13 protein-coding genes and 1 pseudogene are annotated in these 20,719 nt (G+C 49.9%); 9 read left to right on the top strand and 5 right to left on the bottom strand.

Going from position 1 to position 20,719, the window contains the following annotated elements:
- The first annotated feature begins 253 nt into the window (after window positions 1–253).
- Window positions 254–2,050, top strand: a complete 1,797-nt coding sequence (locus tag FN808_RS03925) for an arylsulfatase (RefSeq protein WP_142713254.1) — start codon at window positions 254–256, stop codon at window positions 2,048–2,050.
- 292 nt (window positions 2,051–2,342) lie between these two features.
- Window positions 2,343–3,210: pseudogene (locus tag FN808_RS19420) on the top strand (SDR family oxidoreductase).
- A gap of 43 nt (window positions 3,211–3,253) precedes the next feature.
- On the opposite strand, the gene FN808_RS03915 reads toward FN808_RS19420, so the two are convergent.
- From FN808_RS03915 to FN808_RS03895, 5 genes are read right to left on the bottom strand one after another with little or no spacing between them, the layout of a single operon-like run.
- On the bottom strand, window positions 3,254–3,688 hold the full coding sequence (locus FN808_RS03915) for a TraR/DksA family transcriptional regulator (protein WP_142713253.1): 435 nt from the start codon (window positions 3,686–3,688) through the stop codon (window positions 3,254–3,256).
- Between the two features lie 47 nt (window positions 3,689–3,735).
- Window positions 3,736–5,241 carry a glycoside hydrolase family 130 protein gene (locus FN808_RS03910; RefSeq protein WP_142713252.1) on the bottom strand — a complete coding sequence of 502 codons (1,506 nt, stop codon included), beginning with the start codon at window positions 5,239–5,241 and terminating at the stop codon, window positions 3,736–3,738.
- Window positions 5,242–5,254: 13 nt separating this feature from the next.
- Window positions 5,255–6,187, bottom strand: a complete 933-nt coding sequence (locus FN808_RS03905) for a glycoside hydrolase family 130 protein (RefSeq protein ID WP_142713251.1) — start codon at window positions 6,185–6,187, stop codon at window positions 5,255–5,257.
- Between the two features lie 22 nt (window positions 6,188–6,209).
- Window positions 6,210–7,262, bottom strand: a complete 1,053-nt coding sequence (locus FN808_RS03900) for a glycosyltransferase family 4 protein (protein ID WP_142713250.1) — start codon at window positions 7,260–7,262, stop codon at window positions 6,210–6,212.
- 8 nt (window positions 7,263–7,270) lie between these two features.
- Window positions 7,271–9,601 carry a glycosyltransferase family 4 protein gene (locus FN808_RS03895; RefSeq protein WP_142713249.1) on the bottom strand — a complete coding sequence of 777 codons (2,331 nt, stop codon included), beginning with the start codon at window positions 9,599–9,601 and terminating at the stop codon, window positions 7,271–7,273.
- Window positions 9,602–10,313: 712 nt separating this feature from the next.
- On the opposite strand from FN808_RS03895, the gene FN808_RS03890 reads away from it, so the two are divergent.
- The 7 genes from FN808_RS03890 to FN808_RS03860 all read left to right on the top strand — a co-directional run bounded on the left by FN808_RS03890 (window position 10,314) and on the right by FN808_RS03860 (window position 20,466).
- Window positions 10,314–13,586 (top strand): DUF1553 domain-containing protein, encoded by a 3,273-nt coding sequence (locus FN808_RS03890; RefSeq protein ID WP_142713248.1) that lies wholly within the window; start codon window positions 10,314–10,316, stop codon window positions 13,584–13,586.
- Between the two features lie 4 nt (window positions 13,587–13,590).
- A complete protein-coding gene (locus tag FN808_RS03885; protein ID WP_142713247.1) occupies window positions 13,591–15,054 on the top strand; it encodes a DUF1501 domain-containing protein in 1,464 nt (487 codons plus the stop codon).
- 379 nt (window positions 15,055–15,433) lie between these two features.
- Complete coding sequence (locus FN808_RS03880; RefSeq protein ID WP_185958237.1) at window positions 15,434–16,993, top strand: DUF2231 domain-containing protein; 1,560 nt, start codon at window positions 15,434–15,436, stop codon at window positions 16,991–16,993.
- A gap of 370 nt (window positions 16,994–17,363) precedes the next feature.
- On the top strand, window positions 17,364–18,722 hold the full coding sequence (locus tag FN808_RS03875) for an enolase C-terminal domain-like protein (RefSeq protein WP_142713245.1): 1,359 nt from the start codon (window positions 17,364–17,366) through the stop codon (window positions 18,720–18,722).
- A gap of 402 nt (window positions 18,723–19,124) precedes the next feature.
- Entirely contained in the window at window positions 19,125–19,460 is a 336-nt protein-coding gene (locus FN808_RS19415) for a type II toxin-antitoxin system HigB family toxin (RefSeq protein ID WP_142713244.1), read from the top strand.
- A gap of 2 nt (window positions 19,461–19,462) precedes the next feature.
- Window positions 19,463–19,996, top strand: coding sequence for a helix-turn-helix domain-containing protein (locus tag FN808_RS03865; protein ID WP_142713243.1), 534 nt, complete (start codon window positions 19,463–19,465; stop codon window positions 19,994–19,996).
- A gap of 2 nt (window positions 19,997–19,998) precedes the next feature.
- On the top strand, window positions 19,999–20,466 hold the full coding sequence (locus FN808_RS03860) for a hypothetical protein (RefSeq protein WP_142713242.1): 468 nt from the start codon (window positions 19,999–20,001) through the stop codon (window positions 20,464–20,466).
- The last annotated feature ends 253 nt before the right edge of the window (window positions 20,467–20,719 follow it).

The raw sequence follows: 20,719 nt of genomic DNA, 5'->3' as shown, positions 1-20,719 counted from the left end.
AGGGCCTGCCGGAAACCATTCAGGAATGTCAGGCTCGCTGCTTCCCGTCGTTGTGAAGCCACCGTAACGGAATGCGGTTAACCGCTGGTTTTGATTCCGGCAAGTTGACTTTATGGATGTAATTCCTCATCTATACGAAGGTATGGCAGCTTGTAGTGATAAGGTCCGGATGTATCCGGTTTACAAGAGCTGTATGCGTCAAACGACAGGTCTAAACCAAAAGAAGGGGCAATCCCGGCGAAGGACAATAACGATGAATATATCACGATCGAAGATAACCATAGTACTCCTGTTCCTGGTGATTGTCGGATTCCGTTCGCGCTGTTATGGGCAGCAAGCTGGCCAACAACCCAATGTGATCGTAATACTTACAGACGATCAGGGCTGGGGAGACCTGGGATACCATGGGAATACCAATCTTGAGACGCCCCATCTCGACAGGCTGGCAGCGTCGGGGGCTTCCTTTTCAAATTTTTATGTGAGTCCGGTATGTTCGCCAACACGTGCTGAACTGCTGACCGGTCGGTATCATCCCCGGGGCGGGGTTTATAGCACGTCAGCAGGAGGCGAACGGCTGGATTTGGATGAAACGACCATTGCCGAGGTCTTCAGCCGGGCTGGCTACAGAACTGGTATATTTGGTAAATGGCACAATGGAATGCAATACCCCTATCATCCCAATGGGCGGGGGTTTGATGAGTTTTACGGTTTTGCTTCCGGGCACTGGGGAGATTATTTCAGTCCACAGCTGCTGGAGCATAATGGCAAAGCAGTACAGGGCGAGGGCTATATTACCAACGATCTGACTGATAAGGCCCTGTCGTTTATGCGGCAGCATCGGCACGAGCCGTTCTTTTTGTACGTACCCTACAATACGCCGCATTCTCCCATGCAGGTGCCCGACCGATGGTGGAACAAATTGGAAGATAAGAAACTGGACATGCGACACCGTGATCCGGGGAAAGAAGATCCTGAATTCAGCCGGGCAGCACTGGCGATGGTTGAGAACATCGACTGGAACGTCGGCCGCATTCTGGAAACAGTACGGCAGCTGGACCTGGACAACAACACCATTGTCGTTTATATGAGCGATAACGGGCCCAACAGCTGGCGCTGGAACGGAGGGATGCGCGGGCGGAAGGGATCGACAGACGAAGGGGGCATCCGCTCGCCGCTGTTTATACGCTGGCCGGGAAAAATAGCGGCCGGGACCCGGATATTCGATATTTCTGCCGCTATTGACCTGCTGCCAACCCTGGCCGACCTGGCAGGGGTTGCGCTGCAGACGGCTCACCCGCCGGATGGGATTAGCCTGGCGCCCCTGCTGCTAAAACAGCAGCGATCCCGGAAGAACCGCCTGATTTTTTCTCACTGGAATGGACGGACAAGTGTACGCAACAGTACCTACCGGCTGGATCACCGGGGCCGGCTGTACAACATAAAGCGCGACCGCGGCCAGCGGCACGACAGCTCTGACCAGCATCCCGGGCTGACCCGGAAGTTGACCCGTGCAGTCAGGAAGTGGGAAAAACAAGTGCTTTCAGCGCTGGATGAGGATGAGGAACGCCCTTTTCCGGTAGGTCATCCCGACTTCAGGTATACCCAGCTGCCGGCCCGGGATGGGATGCCGCACGGGAATATCCGGCGTTCCAACCGCTATCCGAATGCCTCCTTTTTTACAGGCTGGACCAGCAGGCGGGATAGCATAACCTGGAACGTTGACGTGCGTGCCGGCGGTCGATACAAGGTTGAGGTCTACTACACTTGTGCGCCGGAAGACCGGGGGAGCGTGATCTCATTATCATTCAAATCACACCGTCTTGTACACAAGGTGTCCCGGGCCCATGATCCTCCCCTGCGGGGCCGGAAGCAGGACCGGGTAGAACGGGTTGAGTCTTACGTCAAGGATTTCCGTCCGCTTGAACTGGGAGTGATCAGGCTGGAAGAGGGGCAGGGGACGCTTACACTCAAAGCGTTGGATATTCCGGGCCGCCAGGTCATGGATGTCAGAACAGTGATGCTGACACGGGTGGATAATGAAAGGCATTAAAGGAGGATACCGGTCCGGGCAGCACCCGGCGGGGACCCATGGGATCATTACCAGGGCCGGTGTGTACCGGGATTAGTAGCACCTTGGTCGTCTGGTGGAGAAATAAATCCTGCACAATGTATTGGGCAGCTCACCTATGGAAGCTCTATGGGTCCGGCGTATTCAGGCATCAAATAGTTCTGCATGCTGCAGTTCCTTATTACACACAATTCACATGCAACAGTACAATAGAGAAGAGAGGTGTTGCATATCTTGGGGGGGTAAATGCAGAACCAAGGATTATGGAGATAAAATGGATAAAGAGAATTTAAAAAAGAAGAATCTACCCAGGCAGGAGCAGTCGCAGCCGGGCCAGTCATTCCGGATGGATCCTCGCCCGGAGTACATCCGGGATAGCTACAAGGGAAGCGGAAAATTAAAAGGAAAAACAGCCCTGATTACGGGGGGCGACTCGGGTATCGGACGATCTGTTGCTGTTCATTACGCCCGCGAAGGAGCAAAAGTAGCCATTATCTATCTGGAGGAGGATGCCGATGCTTTGAAAACAGAGGAAATGGTTGAAAGCGAAGGGGGCCAATGTTTGATTATCAGGGGAGATATTAGGGATAAAAAGTTTTGCAGGCGATGTGTTGAGGAAACAGTCAGTCAATTCGAGGGCTTGAATGTGTTGGTTAACAATGCAGGGGGAGCAGCATGTACAGCAGGGGATAAGGAATTTAGACATGGAAAAAACAGAGCGAACCTTTCAAACAAATGTGCTGGCTATGTTCTATATCACCCAGGCTGCTGTCAAATATATGGAGCCCGGCGACAGCATAATCAATACCACCAGCGTGGTAGCATACGAAGGCCGAAAATATTTAATCGATTATGGAGCAACCAAAGGGGCTATTGTAGGCTTTACACGATCACTAAATGATGACCTGGCTCCGGATGGAATCCATGTAAATGCCGTAGCTCCGGGACCCATATGGACCCCGCTAATCCCGGCTACATTTGGTGAAGAACATGTGGCTGAGTTTGGAAAATCAACTCATATGGGGCGACCCGGACAACCCTCGGAAGTGGCTCCGGCCTATGTATTCCTGGCCTCAAAAGATGCCTCCTACATTTCAGGGCAGGTTATTCATGTCAACGGGGGAGAGGCTGTAGCCAGCTGACAGGGAAACGGAAGGGAAAAAACATGGATGCGATTTGCCCTGGCTAGGATGGTGTCTGGCCGAGCGGGCCGGGATTGTCAGGGCTGTCAGTGCGGCTGGCCTCTACGCTGTATCGTGCATAGGGTATTACTTCCAGGCGCTCTTTACGGATCTTCTTCCCTGTCTCTTCGCACACGCCATAGGTATTGTTCGCAATGCGTTTGAGAGCGGCGTCAATTTTATCCAGCTTGTCACGCTGCTTCTTTTTTAGAAGAAAAGCTGTTTCTTTTTCCTCCTCTTCACTGCCCAGATCTCCCGGATGGTGATCATGAGAAGAAATACGGTCGTCTTCCAGCGCATGCTGCTCTTCCAGCCTTTCATCTATTTTTTCGATCTCTTCTTTGGTTTGGTTGCGTTCTTCAAGCAACAGGTTCTCAAAGTGTTCCAGCTCTTTGTCACTGAAGGGGGATTTGTTTAGGGGGGCGTTCGGATCTGACATTGGATTGTTAGTTATTTGAATGATTGGTTTTAGTTGGGAATGGAAGGTCAGCTTTTTTTCATTGCGTCAACCAGCTCTTTTATTTTGACACTTGCTATTGCCGGCTGTACATCCGACATGGAATAGGGAATGATTAATCGGTCGTAATGCCTCAGGGCGCCACAGGTATATACGACGTTGGGTACATATCCTATCCGTTCTTCTTCCATCGCTCTCAGGAGCGGGTCTTCAAGGCGGCCTATCACTTTTGTTGGATCTTCCAGGTCAAGGAGTATGGCACCGATCGAATAGGTGCGTATGGGACCCACGCCATGGGTTAGTACAAGCCAGCCGTATTCGGTTTCAATGGGGGAACCGCAATTACCGATCTGTATTAATTCCCAGGGTTCCATCGGTTCCTGAATTATTTCGGAATGTTGCCAAAAATAGATGCTGTCGGAAAACATGATATGGTTGTTTTCCCCGTCCTGACGAGAGAGCATCACATACTGATCGTTGATCTTTCGCGGAAACAGTGCCAGGTTTTTATTTTTAATGGCATTCCCGTTCAGGGTATTGATCTTGAAATGATTGAAATCATAGGTTTCAATAAGCTGAGGCATGATGGTTTTGCCGTCGTATGCGGTGTAGGTCCCATAATAAACAAGCTCCCCGTTGTCTTTCCGAAACTGTACAAATCGCGCGTCTTCGATACCCCCGCTTTCTTCTTCGGAAACCGGAAATATTACCCGTTCAGAAAGATCATGGTCTTCATGAAAATTAAGTTCATAGTTTGAGTCGGCCAGCCTTTGCATGTCTTTAAAACATTTGAGCTGTTCCTTTTCAGGAAATTTGGGTTCATCGCTTAATGCTTTTATTTCATTTTTAAGATCTTCGCGACTAAATTCTTTGGGGAGTTTTTCGAGTATATATTCTGCAACGCTATTGCACGTCCCCATTTCCCTGAGTTTGACATAAAACAGGTGGCGGTAGTAAACAGGGTTTAACACTTCCGGGGTATCCACATACGAACTGGGTGGGTCGAAGGTTAGCTCTCCTTCCCGGCTAATGATACCGCTGCGAAAAACCATAGAGGAGATATGACCTTCTCCAACGGCGCGCAGACTCATAATAAAGCGCAGGCTTCCTTTTTCAACGCCCGTTTGATCAGGGTGGGGAACAATGGACGGATTGAATAAAGCAGCAGACTCAATGGCATATTCCATGGAAAAGTAGGCCCCGATAAGCAATTCCTGCTCTCTGCTCAGGCAGGTGACATCTTCGACGGGGATATAGTTGCGCACCAGGCGGTAATGGTTATCCAGTATTTGTCGCAAATTCAGGTGTCGATCCGAAAATTCTTCAAGAACATGATCCAGGAGGGGTTTTACTTCGGACTGATCCAGTTTGAAAATCCGATTGATGATACTTTTGGCACGGGCAGGATCACCGCCATGCATTAGAAACCGGCAAATAACCCGGGTACTGTCACGTTCTATCGTCTGGCTTTTGCGATCCACATTGAGTGCGGTGGAAATAGTTTCAGAATGTTGTTCATTTTTTGAACGATGCATAACTAAACCTCAGTTAATTAGTTCGCGGATGATCAATACAAAGTTGAACCAGTTCCTCTATTTGAGCGGTACCCATACACATGACCGTATCAGCACCGCCCCAGTAAATTTTTACTGAGCCGTCCGGTTCGGGTACGGCAGCGCAAGTGAATACGACATTGGGCACATATCCGCTGATCTCCCAGGGGGCCTCCGGCTGCAGTATCCAGGAATCGGCTATACCGACAAGATTAGACGGGTTTTCCAGTTCATGCAATGCGGCTCCAAGCCGATAGACGGCTCCGTTCATGGTTTCAAAGACTCCATGATAGATATTCAGCCACCCCCGGTCCGTTTTAATAGGCGGCGCCCCTGGTCCTACTTTCATTTCATCCCAATGGTAGGGCAGTGGAGCTATAATTCTTTCGGAATCGCCCCAGTATTCCAGGTCTTTGGAGTACGAAATCCATATAGACCATGGTTGAATGTTGGTATGCGGGCGATCCAGGCGCACGTAACGACCGTCAATTTTTTCTGGAAATACGACTACATTTCGCATATCCGCCTGGGTAATAAATCCCAAACGCTTGACTTCCTCAAAATCTTCGGTCCGGGCCAGGGCGATGCGAACGCCGTGCTCGGAATAAGCGCTGTACGACAACAGGTAATGATCTTCAAATGGGCAGATGCGCAGGTCTTCCACCCCAAAGGCCTCGTACCGGGCAAATTTTCCCTGCTCTGACGGGGTTAAAAAGGGTTTGTCTGATACCGTAAAGTGAATGCCATCCTCACTGTCGGCACGGCCTATAATCGAACGGCCGTTATGGCGGTGAGACCGGAAAAGCATGATATATCGGTCGTCGTGCTTGACAACCCCCGCATTGTGGACCGTGGAAACGGGATAGGGGACATCATCTCGCGTGAGGATGGGATTGTCTTCATATCGTTTGACAAGAGGGTCAGGCATATGCGTAAATGTCAGGTTATCATTATTGGATATCGGATTTCAGAAGTGCAGTCTGTCGTCCTTCTTCTTTATCCAGAATGCTTTCATAAATCTGTTCATAGTCATCGACCATCCGGTCTACCGTAAAAAACTGTTCAACGTGCTGCCGGCACTGGCTCCGGCTGATCGTCTTCAGCCGGTTTACGGATTCCACGGCTTCCTCAATATTCTCAGCCAGGAAGCCGTTCGTTCCGTTTTCGATAAGTTCGGGCATGCTGCCGCGATGGTAGGCGATAACGGGAGTGCCGCAGGCCATCGACTCGATGACGGACAAGCCGAACGGCTCATCAAAGTAGATGGGATGGAGTAGCGCCGAAGCATTGCCCAACAGGCTGTTCCTTTTTTTGGGCCCCACGCTGCCGACGAATTCGATGTGGTTTCCGTCAATTTCATCTTTGATCTGTTCGTCAAAGTACTCCTGATCCTGGATAATACCGGCCAGAACTAAACGCCTGTTACTTTCCCGGGCTATTTTAATGGCATCGTGGGCTCCCTTATCCGGGTGTATGCGACCGAAAAACAGCAGGTAGTCATCGGGCTGTTGCCGGAATCGGAAATGGTCAATCTCTATTCCATGATGCACCGTGCCGGTATAATGCAGGCTCGAGGCTCTGTCCGAATTACTGATGGATACATAGTGGACCTCCTCGTCATACTTTTCATAAACGGGGAGGATGCCCGGCGATGAAAAGCCGTGGATGGTGGTTACCAGCGGGGTCTCAGTCATCCCGGAATAGGTAAGCGGAAGAAAGTCGAAATGGTTATGAACAATGTCATATTGATCGGCTTCTTCAAACGCTTTGGCAATATGCAGGGATTCCCAGACTTTGGGTATGATATCGGAGTCCTCCTCATATCCCCGGGGACAGACTGATTTAAGGGTGCCGTTTGTCAGAGAATCAGCTGTAGCATAGAGGGTAACGTCATGGCCCCGTTCTACCAATCCTTCGGTTATGTGCGACGCAATACTCTCCCACGGGCCATAATGCCGTGGGGGAGTGCGCCATGCAATGGGGGATAAAATGGCGATGCGCATTGGTGACCTCACCGTTTGCTTATGAGTGATTTTTCCATGCTACCTACCTCGGAGTCCTCTTTACTTTCTTTGGTTACACGGTACATGGTCAGTAAAGACAACAGCCACGCCAGGGTGGATTCTGCACCCTGATTCTGGTTTACCTTGGTGCTCTCCAGGCCGTCCCGGCACCCGCCGGTAGAATCGTAGAGGGGCATATGCAAATCATTATGGCCCAGGAACCAGTTAAAGCACTGGGTCGCCCGTTCCAGCCAGTCCTCTTTGTTGCTGGCATTGTACGCCGTTATACAGGCTTCAATCAATGCATGGAGCTCGAGCGCCTGCTGGTCAAACCGTGCTTTATGCTTGTCCTTAACAAACCATCCCTCGTTTCCGATGATGGATATATGCCCGTCTTCTGTCTGTTGGTTTAGAAGCCATTCCAGGGCCCGCAATCCGGTACGGACCATTTCCGGGTTATCCAGTCGCTGGCCCCAGGTGATCAGGGCATCCGGGACTTTGCCGTTTGAATACGAGATTGTTGATTCAAGCCATGGCCAGTTCTTTTCTTGATTCTCTCTGAATTCATTAAGGAGACGTTCAGCCAGGTCTGAACCAATGTTTTGTACATTGGAGTCGCCCGCAAATGTTTCTAAATAGGCATCCATGCCAACCAGGGCAAAAGAAATCGGCCTGACTCCTTCAAATGAGTCAGCCGCCTTTACGGCCTTCATAAAGAGCGAAGAAGCGAGGGACGTATAGGAATCGTTTTTGGAAAACTTTATGGTTTCTCCGAGTGCCCAGAGCGCCCTCCCGTGAGAATCTTCTGATCCGGATGATTCAAGCCATTGGCGGGAATAGCTCATAAAGTTGCGGAATCGCCCGTTGTCGGGATTATAAGCGTGCAGCAAAAAGGAAAGATAACGGGCGGCCAGGGTATTTAACCGCGGCTTGTCTATCCTGTTAACCCCGGGCGTGTGCAGTGCCTGCATCGCCATGATAAGCGCCCGGGCATTGTCGTCGGTACAATAACCGTGATCCCGGTTGGCAATGGTATACCGGGCATGCTGTAGTATACCGGTATCATCCGTCAGCGATAAAAGATGATCAAACGCCAGGGGGGGGAGCTCGATGTCATCAATAGAATTTGCTGTCGCTGGAGCCGGGAATGAGGGCTGCGGATTTTGTCGATGCTCCAACCTCACTTCCTTGAACGATGCGATATATTGATTGGCCACTTCTTCCCATCTCGCTTCCCTGTTATCGTCATATGCCTTTTTCCTCATCTGGTGGCGCTGAGCATCATCCTCAAAGAGCTCCAGCATTGCATCGGTAATGGCGGGTGCATCTTCAAAAGGCACCAGCTGACCACGACCATCCGACAACATCTCTTTGGCATACCAGTAGGGCGTAGAGATAACGGCTTTACCGGTTCCGAGAGCATAGGCTAACGTACCGGATGTTATCTGCTCTTCCTTGGTATAGGGCGTGATATACAGGTCCGCCGCCGAAAGGTATTCACAGAGTTCATCGAATGGTACGAACCTGTTTTCAAATTTCACATGGTCTTCCAGGTCTAACTTTCGAACCAGCTTTTTAAGTTTGTTGCGGTACTGTTCCCCTTCTGCCTCCAGGATATTGGGATGGGTCGCTCCCAGCACGATATAGGTGAGGTCCGGGACCTTTTCTACAACGTCCGGCAGTGCTTTGATAACATATTCGATTCCCTTGTTTTGAGAAAGAAGACCAAACGTCAAGAGAACTTTTCGGTCGATAAGGTCAAACTTTTCCTTGTAGTAGCAGGGGTCTACAAAGGGAACGTCCGGGATGCCGTGAGGGATCAGGGTGATATCTTCTCGGGGAATATCGTAGATGGTATGCAGGATATTAACGGCCGTATCACTCATGACAACCAGGCGGTCGGAAAGTTCAATCAACCGGTTCATGACCCATGCCTGTTCCCGGGTAGGTTCTACCAACACCGTATGCAGCGTGGTTACCACCGGCATGGTGAGGTCTTCCAGGAGCTCGAGAATAAACTGCCCGTGGTCGCCGCCGTAAATGCCGAATTCATGCTGCAGGCTCACCATATCAAATTGATTGATATTGATGTATTCGGCGGCGGTACGATAATCCTGCGGATCATTTTCATTAATTTCAAAACATACCTCTTCGGGATAGTCATATCCCCCGGGCCTGTCATTAATCGCAATGGTTTTGCATTCTGGTTCTTCATTGTGTTTGGTCAGGGATTTAACAATATCGGCGGTGAAGGTAGCTATGCCGCACTTTCGCGGAAGATAGTTTCCTATTACAGCTACGGAATTAATAACTGGGGTTGAGATAGGAGATGTATTCATCATATACTCTGTTAAAGTCGTTATAGGTGGTTGCGGATGTTGTATTAATCCGCTTGCGTTTATGTTCGTCTATTTCGTTGGTGGTGAAGCTGAATTTTATATAATTCAAATTTTCCACTGCATAATTTGCTAATTAGAAATGAGAGGCCATGACCCACAATCTTGGGTTTATATGTAGTTATTTTTTCCAGCTATCCGTAGGACTTGTTTCTACTTCCAGGGGAAAGGGAGGAAGGTTGATTAACAATAGGAGCGGACGACTTTTCCCGTGAATTGTTCAACCATAATGGCGGGCAACGATTTAATGAGCATGCATTTTGGACGATCCAAAAATATTCTGACAGCATCGAAGTGCGGCACTGTCTACATTATGAGCAGTGAAAAAGAAAATGGCCTTTCGGATGGCGGTTACGCTCCGTTTCGTGTTGCGTCTCACCGGCCATGATGATAATCTGGTTGCAGATGACAGTAATTTTCTTAATCATTGTAAACCAGCATACCCATATACAGAAACAGTATAAGGTTGTATATTCTTTTATCCTGTTAATGCTTTTTATCTTCCGGGTAAAAAGAAAAAAGGCGTGGTTTCCTATTCGGGCTGCGATATTATTGGGATAAAGATGATTTGGTGGAAACTGGGATTGGGATTATAGAAATGGGATAAAGATAGAGGAACTCCCTGCCCCGCAATATTAAGATAACAATAAATGGGATGGGCCGATTAGTAGTTCTAACAGGGAAGCAACGTAGTATTGCTGGAGCTTTTCTTTTTATTTTATTGACGGTTGCTGCCGGTTGCCGTTCTGGCAATGAGTATACGGGAAAGGGAAAGCCGATACCGGAAAAAATAGATTTTAATTTCGATGTAAAGCCGATCCTTTCGGACCGCTGTTTTGCCTGCCATGGACCGGATGAAGAGGCTGTAAAAGCGGACCTCCAGCTCCATACCGAAGAAAAGGCCTATGCCGCCCTTGGCGAAAAGGATGAAGAAGTCCGTCATGCCGTGGTACCCGGAAAGCCCCATCACAGTGAACTCTACAAGCGTATTTCTTCGGATGATCCTGAATTCAGGATGCCGCCCCCGGAATCTAATTTAACCATCAGTGACCGGGAAGTTGCCATCCTGAAAAAGTGGATCGAACAGGGTGCGGAATACCAAAAGCACTGGTCCTTTATTCCACCCGAAAAGCCGGAGGTGCCGGAAGTGGAGGATCAGAACTGGCCCCAAAATCCGATTGACTATTTTGTACTTGCCAGGATGAAGGAGAAAGGCATGCGTCCTTCTCCCCGGGCCTCCAAAGAAAAACTGATCCGCCGGGTTTCGTTTGACCTGACAGGGCTACCACCAACTGTAGAGGAAGTAAATGATTTTGTTGCTGATAGTTCAGAAGATGCCTACGAGAAGGTCGTTGACCGCCTGTTGGCCTCCAGGGCCTATGGGGAACGCATGGCCACCGAGTGGCTGGACGTGGCGCGTTATGCTGACACGCACGGTTACCAGGATGACGGTCCCAACCACATGTGGCCGTGGAGAGACTGGGTAATTGATGCATTTAACAAGAATATGCCCTTCGACCAGTTTACGACCTGGCAGATTGCGGGAGATCTGCTGCCGGATGCCACACGTAAACAGAAGCTGGCTACCGGTTTTAACCGGGTTCACATGCAAAATCAAGAGGGGGGTATCGTGGGCGAAGAGTACCGCGTGGAATATGTGGTGGACCGGGCTAACACTACCTCTACGGCTTTTTTGGGATTAACCATGGAGTGCGCCCGGTGCCATGATCACAAATATGACCCCATTTCCCAGAAAGAGTATTTCCAGTTCTCGGCGTTCTTCAACAATGTCAACGAGGCCGGGCAAATTCCCAATGTCGGTGCCTCCGGTCCCACCATCCTTTTGCCCGATAGTGCCGCCGAGCAGCAAATTCAGTACCTCGATGCCGCTATAAACAAGCAGGAGCAGAAGGTAGCACAGCTAAAGTCCGAAAAAACCGCAGACTTCAACCTATGGCAGGATCGTCAGCAGTCGCCCCGTCCGTTTGCTCCCGGAGCCGAAGGGTTGGTGGCCCACCTCGATTTTAATGAAATATCGGATGGCAAAGTCATGAACCGGACCAGCGACTCCTTAGATGGGAATGTAAGAGGAGAACTGCCCGAAGTGGACGGTAAATTTGGAGAAGCACTTGAGTTTGAAAAAGGCAATTCTATTAATTTGGGAGAGCTTGCCTCTTTCGAGCGTACCGATCCGTTCTCCTTTAGCCTGTGGGTGAACCCATCCGATACTGCCAGCGGATCGGAGGCGCCTGTTTTGGTGAAAACCGGGAATATTTTTATCGGCTACCGCGGTTATGACATGTCCCTTCTTGAAAACAAAATTTCCGTGCGCTTGATGCACGGCTGGCCTTACAACGCCGTTCAGGTGAAAACCCCGCAGGCCCTGCCTCTCGACAAGTGGAGCCATGTGAGTGTCACCTATGACGGATCAAGCCGGGCCGAGGGCATACGGGTATATGTAAACGGGAAGGAGTGGGAAACGAACACCCTCCAGAACAACCTGTTCAAGAACATCATTATCGGGGAGGAAGAGGAGACGTATCCCTCACAGCCCTTTTTGATAGGAGAGCGGAGTTCGTTTGAAAAGATTGCGTACAAAGGGCTGAAACTGGATGAGCTGAAGATTTACAATCGCCGGTTAAGCCGGGCCGAGGTATGGGCCCTTTCGGGCAGCCGGCAACTGCCGGAACTGATGGCGCAGGCCCCGGAGCTGCGCAGTGCGTACCAGCGGCAGGTGCTGCTCGACCATTACCTGCTCCATCATGACCCCGAGTACAGCCAGCGTGTTGACAAGCTCCAGGGGCTGCGGGTGCGCAAAAGCCAACTCACCGATACGCTCCGCGAAGTTATGGTGATGGGGGAACGCATCAAGAAGCGGGATACCTATGTGCTTAAGCGCGGCCTGTACGACAACCGGGGCGAAAAAGTGAAGGCCAATGTACCTGAAAGTGTGATGAGTTTTCCCGATGACCTGCCGAAAAATCGGTTGGGACTGGCTCAGTGGCTCGTAAGCGATGAAAATCCGCTTACGGCGCGCGTGATTGTGAACCGCTACTGGCAGATGTATTTTGGAAAGGGCATTGTGGATACCCCGGGTGACTTTGGAAACCAGGGGGCGCTGCCCTCCCATCCGAAGCTGCTGGACTGGCTGGCGGTGACTTTCCGGGAGAGCGGGTGGGATGTGAAGGCGATGCAAAAGAGGCTCGTAATGTCCGAGACTTACCGGCAGTCAGCGGTTATGACCGAGGAGAAGCTGGCCCGGGATCCCTCGAATAAATACCTGGCCCGCGGCCCGCGTTTTCGCATGTCGGCGGAGATGATCCGGGATAACGCCCTGGCAGCCAGCGGACTGCTGGTCGAAAAGGTGGGCGGGCCGAGTGTTAAGCCCTATCAGCCGGAAGGCTTGTGGAAAGAGAAAACTTCCGGTCGGCATTTGACGGAATATGTGCAGGATCAGGGTGATTCACTCTATCGCCGGAGCCTGTATACGTTCTGGAAACGAACGTCTCCCCCGCCCTACATGACGACCTTTGATACGCCCGGGCGAAGCCATACTTCGGTAGAACGGGGTAAGACCAGTACCCCGCTGCAAGCCCTGTTTACGCTGAATGATCCGCAGTTTGTGGAGGCCTCCCGGCTGCTTGCACAGCGAATGATGAAAGAGGGCGGAGACAGCCTGCAAAGCCAGATTTCCTTCGGTTTTAAAGCGGCGACCTCTCGGTCGCCCGAAAGCAGGGAGGTGAAACTGCTCTCCGAGCTGTATCGCCAGGAGCTGCAGGCGTTTGAGCACCAGCCCGGCAGGGCCGACAGCCTGCTGAATGTAGGAGAATACCAGCTGGACAGCAACCTGGAAAAACCGGAACTGGCTGCCAGAACGATTGTAGCAAGCACCATCCTCAATCTCGATGAAACGATAACCAAGGAGTAGGATCATGGGTAACGAGAAAGAAATTGACAAGCTGAATAACAACATGAACCGGCGGCATTTCCTTTCCAAAACCAGTCTCGGCCTCGGTGCTGCGGCGCTGGCATCACTGTTGCCCAAATCGATGGTATCGAGGGAGGGGGAGGGGCTGGACGGGATGCTGGATTCTCCCCATCTGATACCAAAAGCCAAGCGCATTATCTACCTGTTCCAGAGCGGCGGCCCCTCCCAGCAGGATATGTTTGACTACAAGCCCAGGCTGCGCGAGTTGCACGGGGATGACTTGCCGCCCTCCGTCCGCGGAGACCAGCGGCTCACCGGGATGACCGCCAACCAGGATGGGTTTCCGCTGGCTGGTTCGCATTACGATTTTAAACGTCATGGAGACAGCGGCATCTACGTAAGTGAGCTAATGCCCCATACCGCCGAGGTTGTCGATGAGTTGTGTTTTATCAAATCCGTCTATACGGATGCCATCAACCATGACCCGGCTATTACGTTTATTCAGACTGGATCCCAGCAGGCGGGGCGCCCCAGCATGGGGTCATGGATAAGCTACGGGCTGGGCTCCGATAACGAGAATCTGCCGGCCTTCAGCGTGCTCATTTCGCGCGGCTCGGGCCGCCCGTTTGATCAGCCGCTGTATTCGCGGTTGTGGGGCAATGGTTTTCTGCCTTCCCTGCACCAGGGCGTACAATTTCGGTCGGGTAAAGACCCGGTACTGAATCTGAATAACCCCCCGGGGGTGAACAAGATGAGTCGCCGCAACATGCTCAGCAAGCTGAAGGATCTGAACCAGCTGCACCTGAACCGGTTTGGGGATCCGGAGATCACTTCTCGTATCAGCCAGTACGAGATGGCCTATCGGATGCAGACCTCCGTGCCGGAAACAATGGATCTGTCTGACGAACCCGACTGGGTGTTTGATATGTATGGAGAAGATGCCAAAAAACCGGGAACCTATGCAGCGAACTGCCTGCTGGCACGCAGGCTGGCTGAACGTGATGTGAAGTTTATCCAGCTCTATCATATGGGATGGGACCAGCACAATGGGATACCGGAACAGCTGCCCCTGCAGTGCAAGGATATCGACCAGGCCTCGGCGGCGCTGATCAAAGACCTGAAACAGCGGGGGCTGCTCGATGAAACGCTGGTGGTTTGGGGCGGTGAGTTTGGACGGACCTCCTACTGCCAGGGTGAGCTAAGCAAACAGACGTACGGGCGGGATCACCATCCGCGCTGTTTTACCATGTGGATGGCCGGTGCAGGCGTTAAGGCAGGATTTGAGTATGGCAAAACCGATGAATTCGGATATAACATATTGGAGAACCCGGTGCATATTCATGACATACAGGCCACCATTCTGCACCTGATGGGTATTGATCACGAAAAATTGACCTACAAGCACCAGGGACGTCGGTTCCGCCTGACCGATGTACATGGGCAGGTGGTGGAGGATATCCTGGCCTAGGGAATCAGGTTTTTCGTCAGGCTTTGGCCGGCGATACCATGATGAGCTGTTATGTTCAAATGAGTAGTAAGAAAAATATGACGACGGGCAGTTGTAGCTAGCTGATAGTTCAGGATATATCCATTTTTAAGGATTCTCATGATGAGGGCGTAAATGAAGAAGATAAAAATATCAATGTCTGCCAGTGGAACACCGGATAATCTTATACAATTGTGCTGCAAAGGGTCTGACAGTATATTACATTAAATGGCAGTTACCCGCATCAGCCAACCTGCCGTACAATCTGAGAAGTGATAGAAAAGAGGCATGCGTTTAGGTGAGTGGATAAAAGATATTCTGTGAAGGAAATTGGATGAATAGTGAAATTCGGAGTTTGCATATGTTGAGATACAGCGGTATTGGAATAGTATTGATCGCACTGCTATGGGGCGGAGGGGAGTTGGCAGCAGCCGCTATCTATGGCGGGTATGCTGAACCCGCTGTTGCGGTGGCGGTGCAGTCCGCCGCTTCTGATGGCGGTCCCGCTGATATTGTGTTGTTTGTCGGGCGGTTTCATCCCCTGTTGGTACATCTGCCGATCGGCTTCCTGTTGCTGGCCTTTCTGTTTGAGCTATTCGGGCGATCTGAGCGATACAGGGATCTTGGCGGTGCAGTGTCTTTTTCCCTGCTGGCGGGCGGACTTAGCGCGATCGGTGCGGCGGGCACCGGCTATTTTCTTTCCATGGACGGGGGATATGGGGAGGAGGCTCTATCTATACACATGTGGCTGGGCATAGCGGTAACGCTGTTCTCCTTCGCTGCTTTTGTATTGCGCCGGTGGTACTACAAAAATCGGAACCTGAAGAACGTCTATACAGCATTGCTTGTGGCGATGGTGCTTTGCCTGATGGGAGCGGGGCATTATGGAGGGTCATTAACCCACGGATCGGGTTATCTGGTCCAGTATATGCCTGAGCCGCTTCGAACAGTAACAGGATTGCCGCCCCGGCAGGAAAGGGGAATACCAAAGATTGAAAATCTTGATTCGGCAAGGGTTTTTAAGGATGTGATCCATCCCATCCTGGATACTCGCTGCGTGAGCTGCCATAATCCCGAAAAGAAAAAGGGAGAATTGCTGCTTACTACCTACGAAAAGCTGATGGAAGGCGGAGAAAGTGGTCCGCCGTTAAAAGCGGGCAGTGCCGACAGCAGTGACCTGGTGCACCGCCTGCTGCTCCCCGAAGCCGCTGATGACCATATGCCGCCAGAGGGAAAACGCCAGCTGACGAGCGACCAGGTTGACCTGATTTCCTGGTGGATAGACGAGGGGGCTCCGATGGACCTGGCCATATCCGAGATGCAGGTACCGGAAGGTATCTCGGAAGCCCTCAAGAAGCTGACGGGAGAGGGAAGGAGCTACCTGGCCAAAACCGAGGTGGCCAAAGCGGATACGGCTATTATCAACAATCTGCAACGGCGAGGGATTAAAATTTCTCCCATCGCCCGGGAAACCAATTTTCTGCAGGTGAAATATCCACCGGATGAAGACAGTGTTGACCTGCAAGCACTAACCCCGATTTCCGAACAGGTCACCTGGCTGGATTTAGCTGAAAGCAAGGTCAGGGACAAGGATCTGGCTCCACTGGCCGACTTTACCAATCTGACAAGGTTGAATTTGGAGCGGACGGCCATCACCGACAGCGCAATGACGATCGTCAGTACCCTGGAACACCTGGAATACCTGAACGCCTACCAGACCGAAGTGAGTGATGAGGGAATACAACAGTTGCAAAAAAGTACAAGCCTGACCTCCCTCTACATCTGGCAGACCAATGTGACCGCTGAGGGCGTGGATAAACTGCAGGAGAAACTCACAGAGTTGTATATCGATACCGGCTGGGAGCGCGACGCGGCAGGAGCTGCCGACAGTACGTTGACAAAGGGGCAGCGTTCAAGATGAGTTGCCGGGAGGGTAACATAAGGCGCTTACTTATTAAAAATAGGGCAGTAATTGTAATGCATCCGCCCCCCCTGCCTCTTTACCAGGAGGGAATGGGGGTTGGAGACACGGGCAGGGCATTCCTCCTCGGGGAAAGAGGGCAGCAGCAGTGGCCTGACCGTTTCGATACAATTAGTTGGAAGCGGCAAACGGCTTAATATAGATGCGTGCGCCGATTAACTTGTACAGCTTGGTAAAGGTAAATATGACCCCCTGCCAAGTGCTTACCCCTATGCCTGCCATCTAATGGAGTGAGCAATCGTTTATCGAACAGTAATTCCAGAAACAACAATTAAATCCAATTTTAATAATAAAATAAAGAGACCTTATTATGGACCGACGAGATGCTATTAAAAACATGAGTATGGGATTATCCGCAGGTGCATTGGGAGGTTTCTCCTTGAAAAATGACTCGTGGAACAAAAATGAGGAGAAATACACACAGGCCACCAACGGGCTGCCTCCACTGGAAATAACAAATGTGAAAGCGATTGCCACCGCCCCGGAGGGAATCGAGCTGATCGTGGTGAAGGTGGAAACCAGTGAACCAGGTCTGTATGGACTGGGGTGCGCCACCTTTCGCCAGCGAGCCCGGCCAGTAGTATCAGCAGTGGACGATTATTTGCATGATTTGTGCGTGGGGATGAATGTAAATAACATTGAGAACATCTGGCAGATGGCCTACCAGAGTTCCTACTGGCGCAACGGGCCGGTGCTCAACAATGCTTTGAGCGGCCTCGACCAGGCCCTGTGGGATATTAAAGGCAAACGCGCCAACATGCCGGTCTATGAACTGCTGGGTGGCAAAGTCCGATTCGCAGTGGATACTTATACGCATGCGGGAGCGGACACCATCGAGGAGGTCATTGAAAATGTTAAAGGGTATATGGACCAGGGATATCGTCATGTCCGTATACAATGGGGAGGGTATGGCTCAAGTACGCTTGCGAGCAAAGCCGACTTTAAAGAAGCCGGTTTTGGGATGGAAAGGGATCAATTTATAGACCCTCAGGCTTATTTGAGGGGAGCGCGGGAACTTTTTGCCAAGGTGCGCGAGGAGGTGGGTAACGACGTAGAACTACTCCACGATATCCACGAGCGGATTCAGCCCATAGACGCCATCAACCTGTTGCAGGATCTTGAGCAATATCGGCCGTTTTTTATTGAAGATCCGCTTTCTCCGGAGAATATGGATTATTTTAAGCAACTTCGTGCCAAGACCTCCGTACCTATCGCCATGGGTGAGTTACTGAATAATCCCCATGAGTGGCTGCGGCCGATGAGCAACCGCTGGTTTGATTTTATCCGGATCCATATTTCTCAAATTGGCGGAATTACCCCGGCCATGAAGGTAGCCCGCCTTGGAGAATGGTTTAACGTACGTACTGCCTGGCATGGGCCGGGCGACGTCTCGCCGGTGGGCCATGCGGCCAATGCTCATATTGACCTGGCGGTGTGGAACTTCGGTATTCAGGAAGCCGCGCACATGGTTCGCGACCCCAGCGAACAGATGCAGGAGGTCTTTTCAGGTATCCCCCGGGTGGAGAATGGCTATATGCACGTTAATGAAGCCCCGGGTTTAGGGGTCGATATTGATGAGGAGGCTGCCGCTAACTATCCTATTCCTGATCAACAACTGAACGAATGGACCCAGATCCGGAATCGTGACGGAACCCCGATACGCCCATAGTTTTTAGCCTTGAAAGAACTGCCAAAGATTAAATAGCGTAGATGAGAAATCTATTATGGAGCGTACAAAAACGCATACAACTATGAGCAAATGTATACAAAATTGTGCACAGGTATGTTTCAGGGGAAAAAATAAATAACGCCATAAATGTTTTAAAAGACATGGAGCATACTTAGAACCTCAGAAGCTCTGGACGAGGGTATATACCGCCGAACCCTTTATCATATGGAGGAGGGGCTTGTAACCAAGCTTGAGCGTGGTGATATACATTCGATCCGTGATACCTTTATTGGATTTCAGGAGTATCTATATCAGTCAGAAGCGAGTTGGCAAGCAAAAACCTCAATGGCAATAAATGTTCGCAAATTGCGAACTATTTTGTACCTTTGGTTCGTTACATAAATGAAAGTACACTTAATAAAGGCTAAAACAGTAAAAGCTTTTGCCAGGCAGCATGCGTCATCCATCAGTTCCTTTAACAGGTGGCTGAGAATGGTAAATGAGATTGACAACTGGGAAACTGCAAATGATATAATAACATCTTTCCCCACAGCAGACTTGTTAGGTAAAGGAACAAACAGGGTAATATTTAATGTGGGAGGGAACAAATATCGAATATTGTGTAAATATCAGTTTGGCAAAAATATGGTCCATCTGTTCGTTCTATGGATAGGGACACATGCAGAATATGACAAACTTTGCGCTGAGGGCAAGCAATACACGATAGAAAAATACTGAATATGGCTACCGAAATGGAACAACTAAAATACACGGTCATAAAATCCGAAGAGCAGTACAAAGAATACTGTGATGCTCTTGAGGAGTTGGTTTTTTCAGATAACGCAGAAGCCAAAGAGGATGAAATTGAACTGCTCACCCTTCTTATTGAAGATTGGGATAGAAAACATCCACTCGGCCCCGAGCTTGATCCAGTAGAGCTTATAAAAGCTTTTATGGATGAGCATGGTCTTAATCAAACAGAGCTTGCAGAAATAGCAGGTGTAGGAAAAAGCTATATCTCTGAAATACTGAATTATAAAAAGCGGATGTCTAAGAAGGTAATCCGAAATATCGCCACCCATTTTAAGATTCAGCAATCAGCTCTTAACAAGTCCTACCGATTGGAAAGAGAAAGGGTAAGTGACTCAAAAGATGAATCTAATCGCAGTAGAGTATTTGATATTTCAACTGGTAATCGTTTGAGCTATGAAGATCAAGAAGGTGAATCAGAATATGTGATTCCATCTCAAGGTGAATTGGAACTTGTTAATTGATTATGAGTGAAGAAGAGAAACAAGGGATCTCAATCAACTTTGGTCTTGAGGCTTTTGAGATTTTAGAATATATATATGATTACGAAGGTCCCGAACATGATATTGATTTAAGAGAGCTTGGATTCAAATTACAATTTGAGCATAAAGCTGATCTTGAAGCAGGCACCTTTGCCATTAAATTTAAGGTGACCGCTCAAATTGGTAAAGATAATCCATTAGAGTTAGGCTATATTTCAACACGTACCATTTACAGCTTGTCCAATATGGATGAGTTAATAAATGATGACGGGCATTTCGTCTTACCAAAAAACCTTGCCATTACACTTCTTAGTATTGCCCTTTCCACCACTCGAGGAGCGTTAGTAGCAAAATCAGAGGGAAATATTCTCTCGGAGGCTATTTTGCCTTTGGCGGATCCAAAAGAAATGTATGAGGCATCGCCGTTGAAAGGGGAGTTGGAGATTAAGTAGCCAGTTATATGAAGTTGAAATCCCATTTTATCTATAAACACTGTGAGGATCACACAGATCGTTTCAATTTCATGAGGTGTAAATTGTAATAGCCACGACTTGATCTGACAGTCAGCCGTTAGAAGTTGGTTTTAGTTGTCAGGTTGATCTCATCTGAGTTTGGCTCTTCCGGAGCTGGTTGTTCATCGGTTAATCCAATATCAGATTCAGCCGATTGCATAACGTCTTTGGCGACCTGATTGTTGTTTTGCCA

Origin of the sequence: Fodinibius sediminis (assembly GCF_900182555.1) — a bacterium.
Classification (GTDB): Bacteria; Bacteroidota; Rhodothermia; order Balneolales; family Balneolaceae; genus Fodinibius; species Fodinibius sediminis.
This window is presented reverse-complemented; position numbering and strand designations above follow the sequence as displayed.

What these genes read in the sequence shown, in the direction of transcription:
- FN808_RS03895 (WP_142713249.1), bottom strand. Translation starts at nt 9,601, where the DNA reads ATGAATACATCTCCTATCTCAACCCCAGTTATTAATTCCGTAGCTGTA.
- FN808_RS03880 (WP_185958237.1), top strand. Translation starts at nt 15,434, where the DNA reads ATGTTGAGATACAGCGGTATTGGAATAGTATTGATCGCACTGCTATGG.
- FN808_RS03905 (WP_142713251.1), bottom strand. Translation starts at nt 6,187, where the DNA reads ATGCCTGACCCTCTTGTCAAACGATATGAAGACAATCCCATCCTCACG.
- FN808_RS03885 (WP_142713247.1), top strand. Translation starts at nt 13,591, where the DNA reads ATGGGTAACGAGAAAGAAATTGACAAGCTGAATAACAACATGAACCGG.
- FN808_RS03910 (WP_142713252.1), bottom strand. Translation starts at nt 5,241, where the DNA reads ATGCATCGTTCAAAAAATGAACAACATTCTGAAACTATTTCCACCGCA.
- FN808_RS03900 (WP_142713250.1), bottom strand. Translation starts at nt 7,262, where the DNA reads ATGCGCATCGCCATTTTATCCCCCATTGCATGGCGCACTCCCCCACGG.
- FN808_RS03860 (WP_142713242.1), top strand. Translation starts at nt 19,999, where the DNA reads ATGAGTGAAGAAGAGAAACAAGGGATCTCAATCAACTTTGGTCTTGAG.
- FN808_RS03890 (WP_142713248.1), top strand. Translation starts at nt 10,314, where the DNA reads ATGGGCCGATTAGTAGTTCTAACAGGGAAGCAACGTAGTATTGCTGGA.
- FN808_RS19415 (WP_142713244.1), top strand. Translation starts at nt 19,125, where the DNA reads ATGAAAGTACACTTAATAAAGGCTAAAACAGTAAAAGCTTTTGCCAGG.
- FN808_RS03875 (WP_142713245.1), top strand. Translation starts at nt 17,364, where the DNA reads ATGGACCGACGAGATGCTATTAAAAACATGAGTATGGGATTATCCGCA.
- FN808_RS03865 (WP_142713243.1), top strand. Translation starts at nt 19,463, where the DNA reads ATGGCTACCGAAATGGAACAACTAAAATACACGGTCATAAAATCCGAA.
- FN808_RS03925 (WP_142713254.1), top strand. Translation starts at nt 254, where the DNA reads ATGAATATATCACGATCGAAGATAACCATAGTACTCCTGTTCCTGGTG.
- FN808_RS03915 (WP_142713253.1), bottom strand. Translation starts at nt 3,688, where the DNA reads ATGTCAGATCCGAACGCCCCCCTAAACAAATCCCCCTTCAGTGACAAA.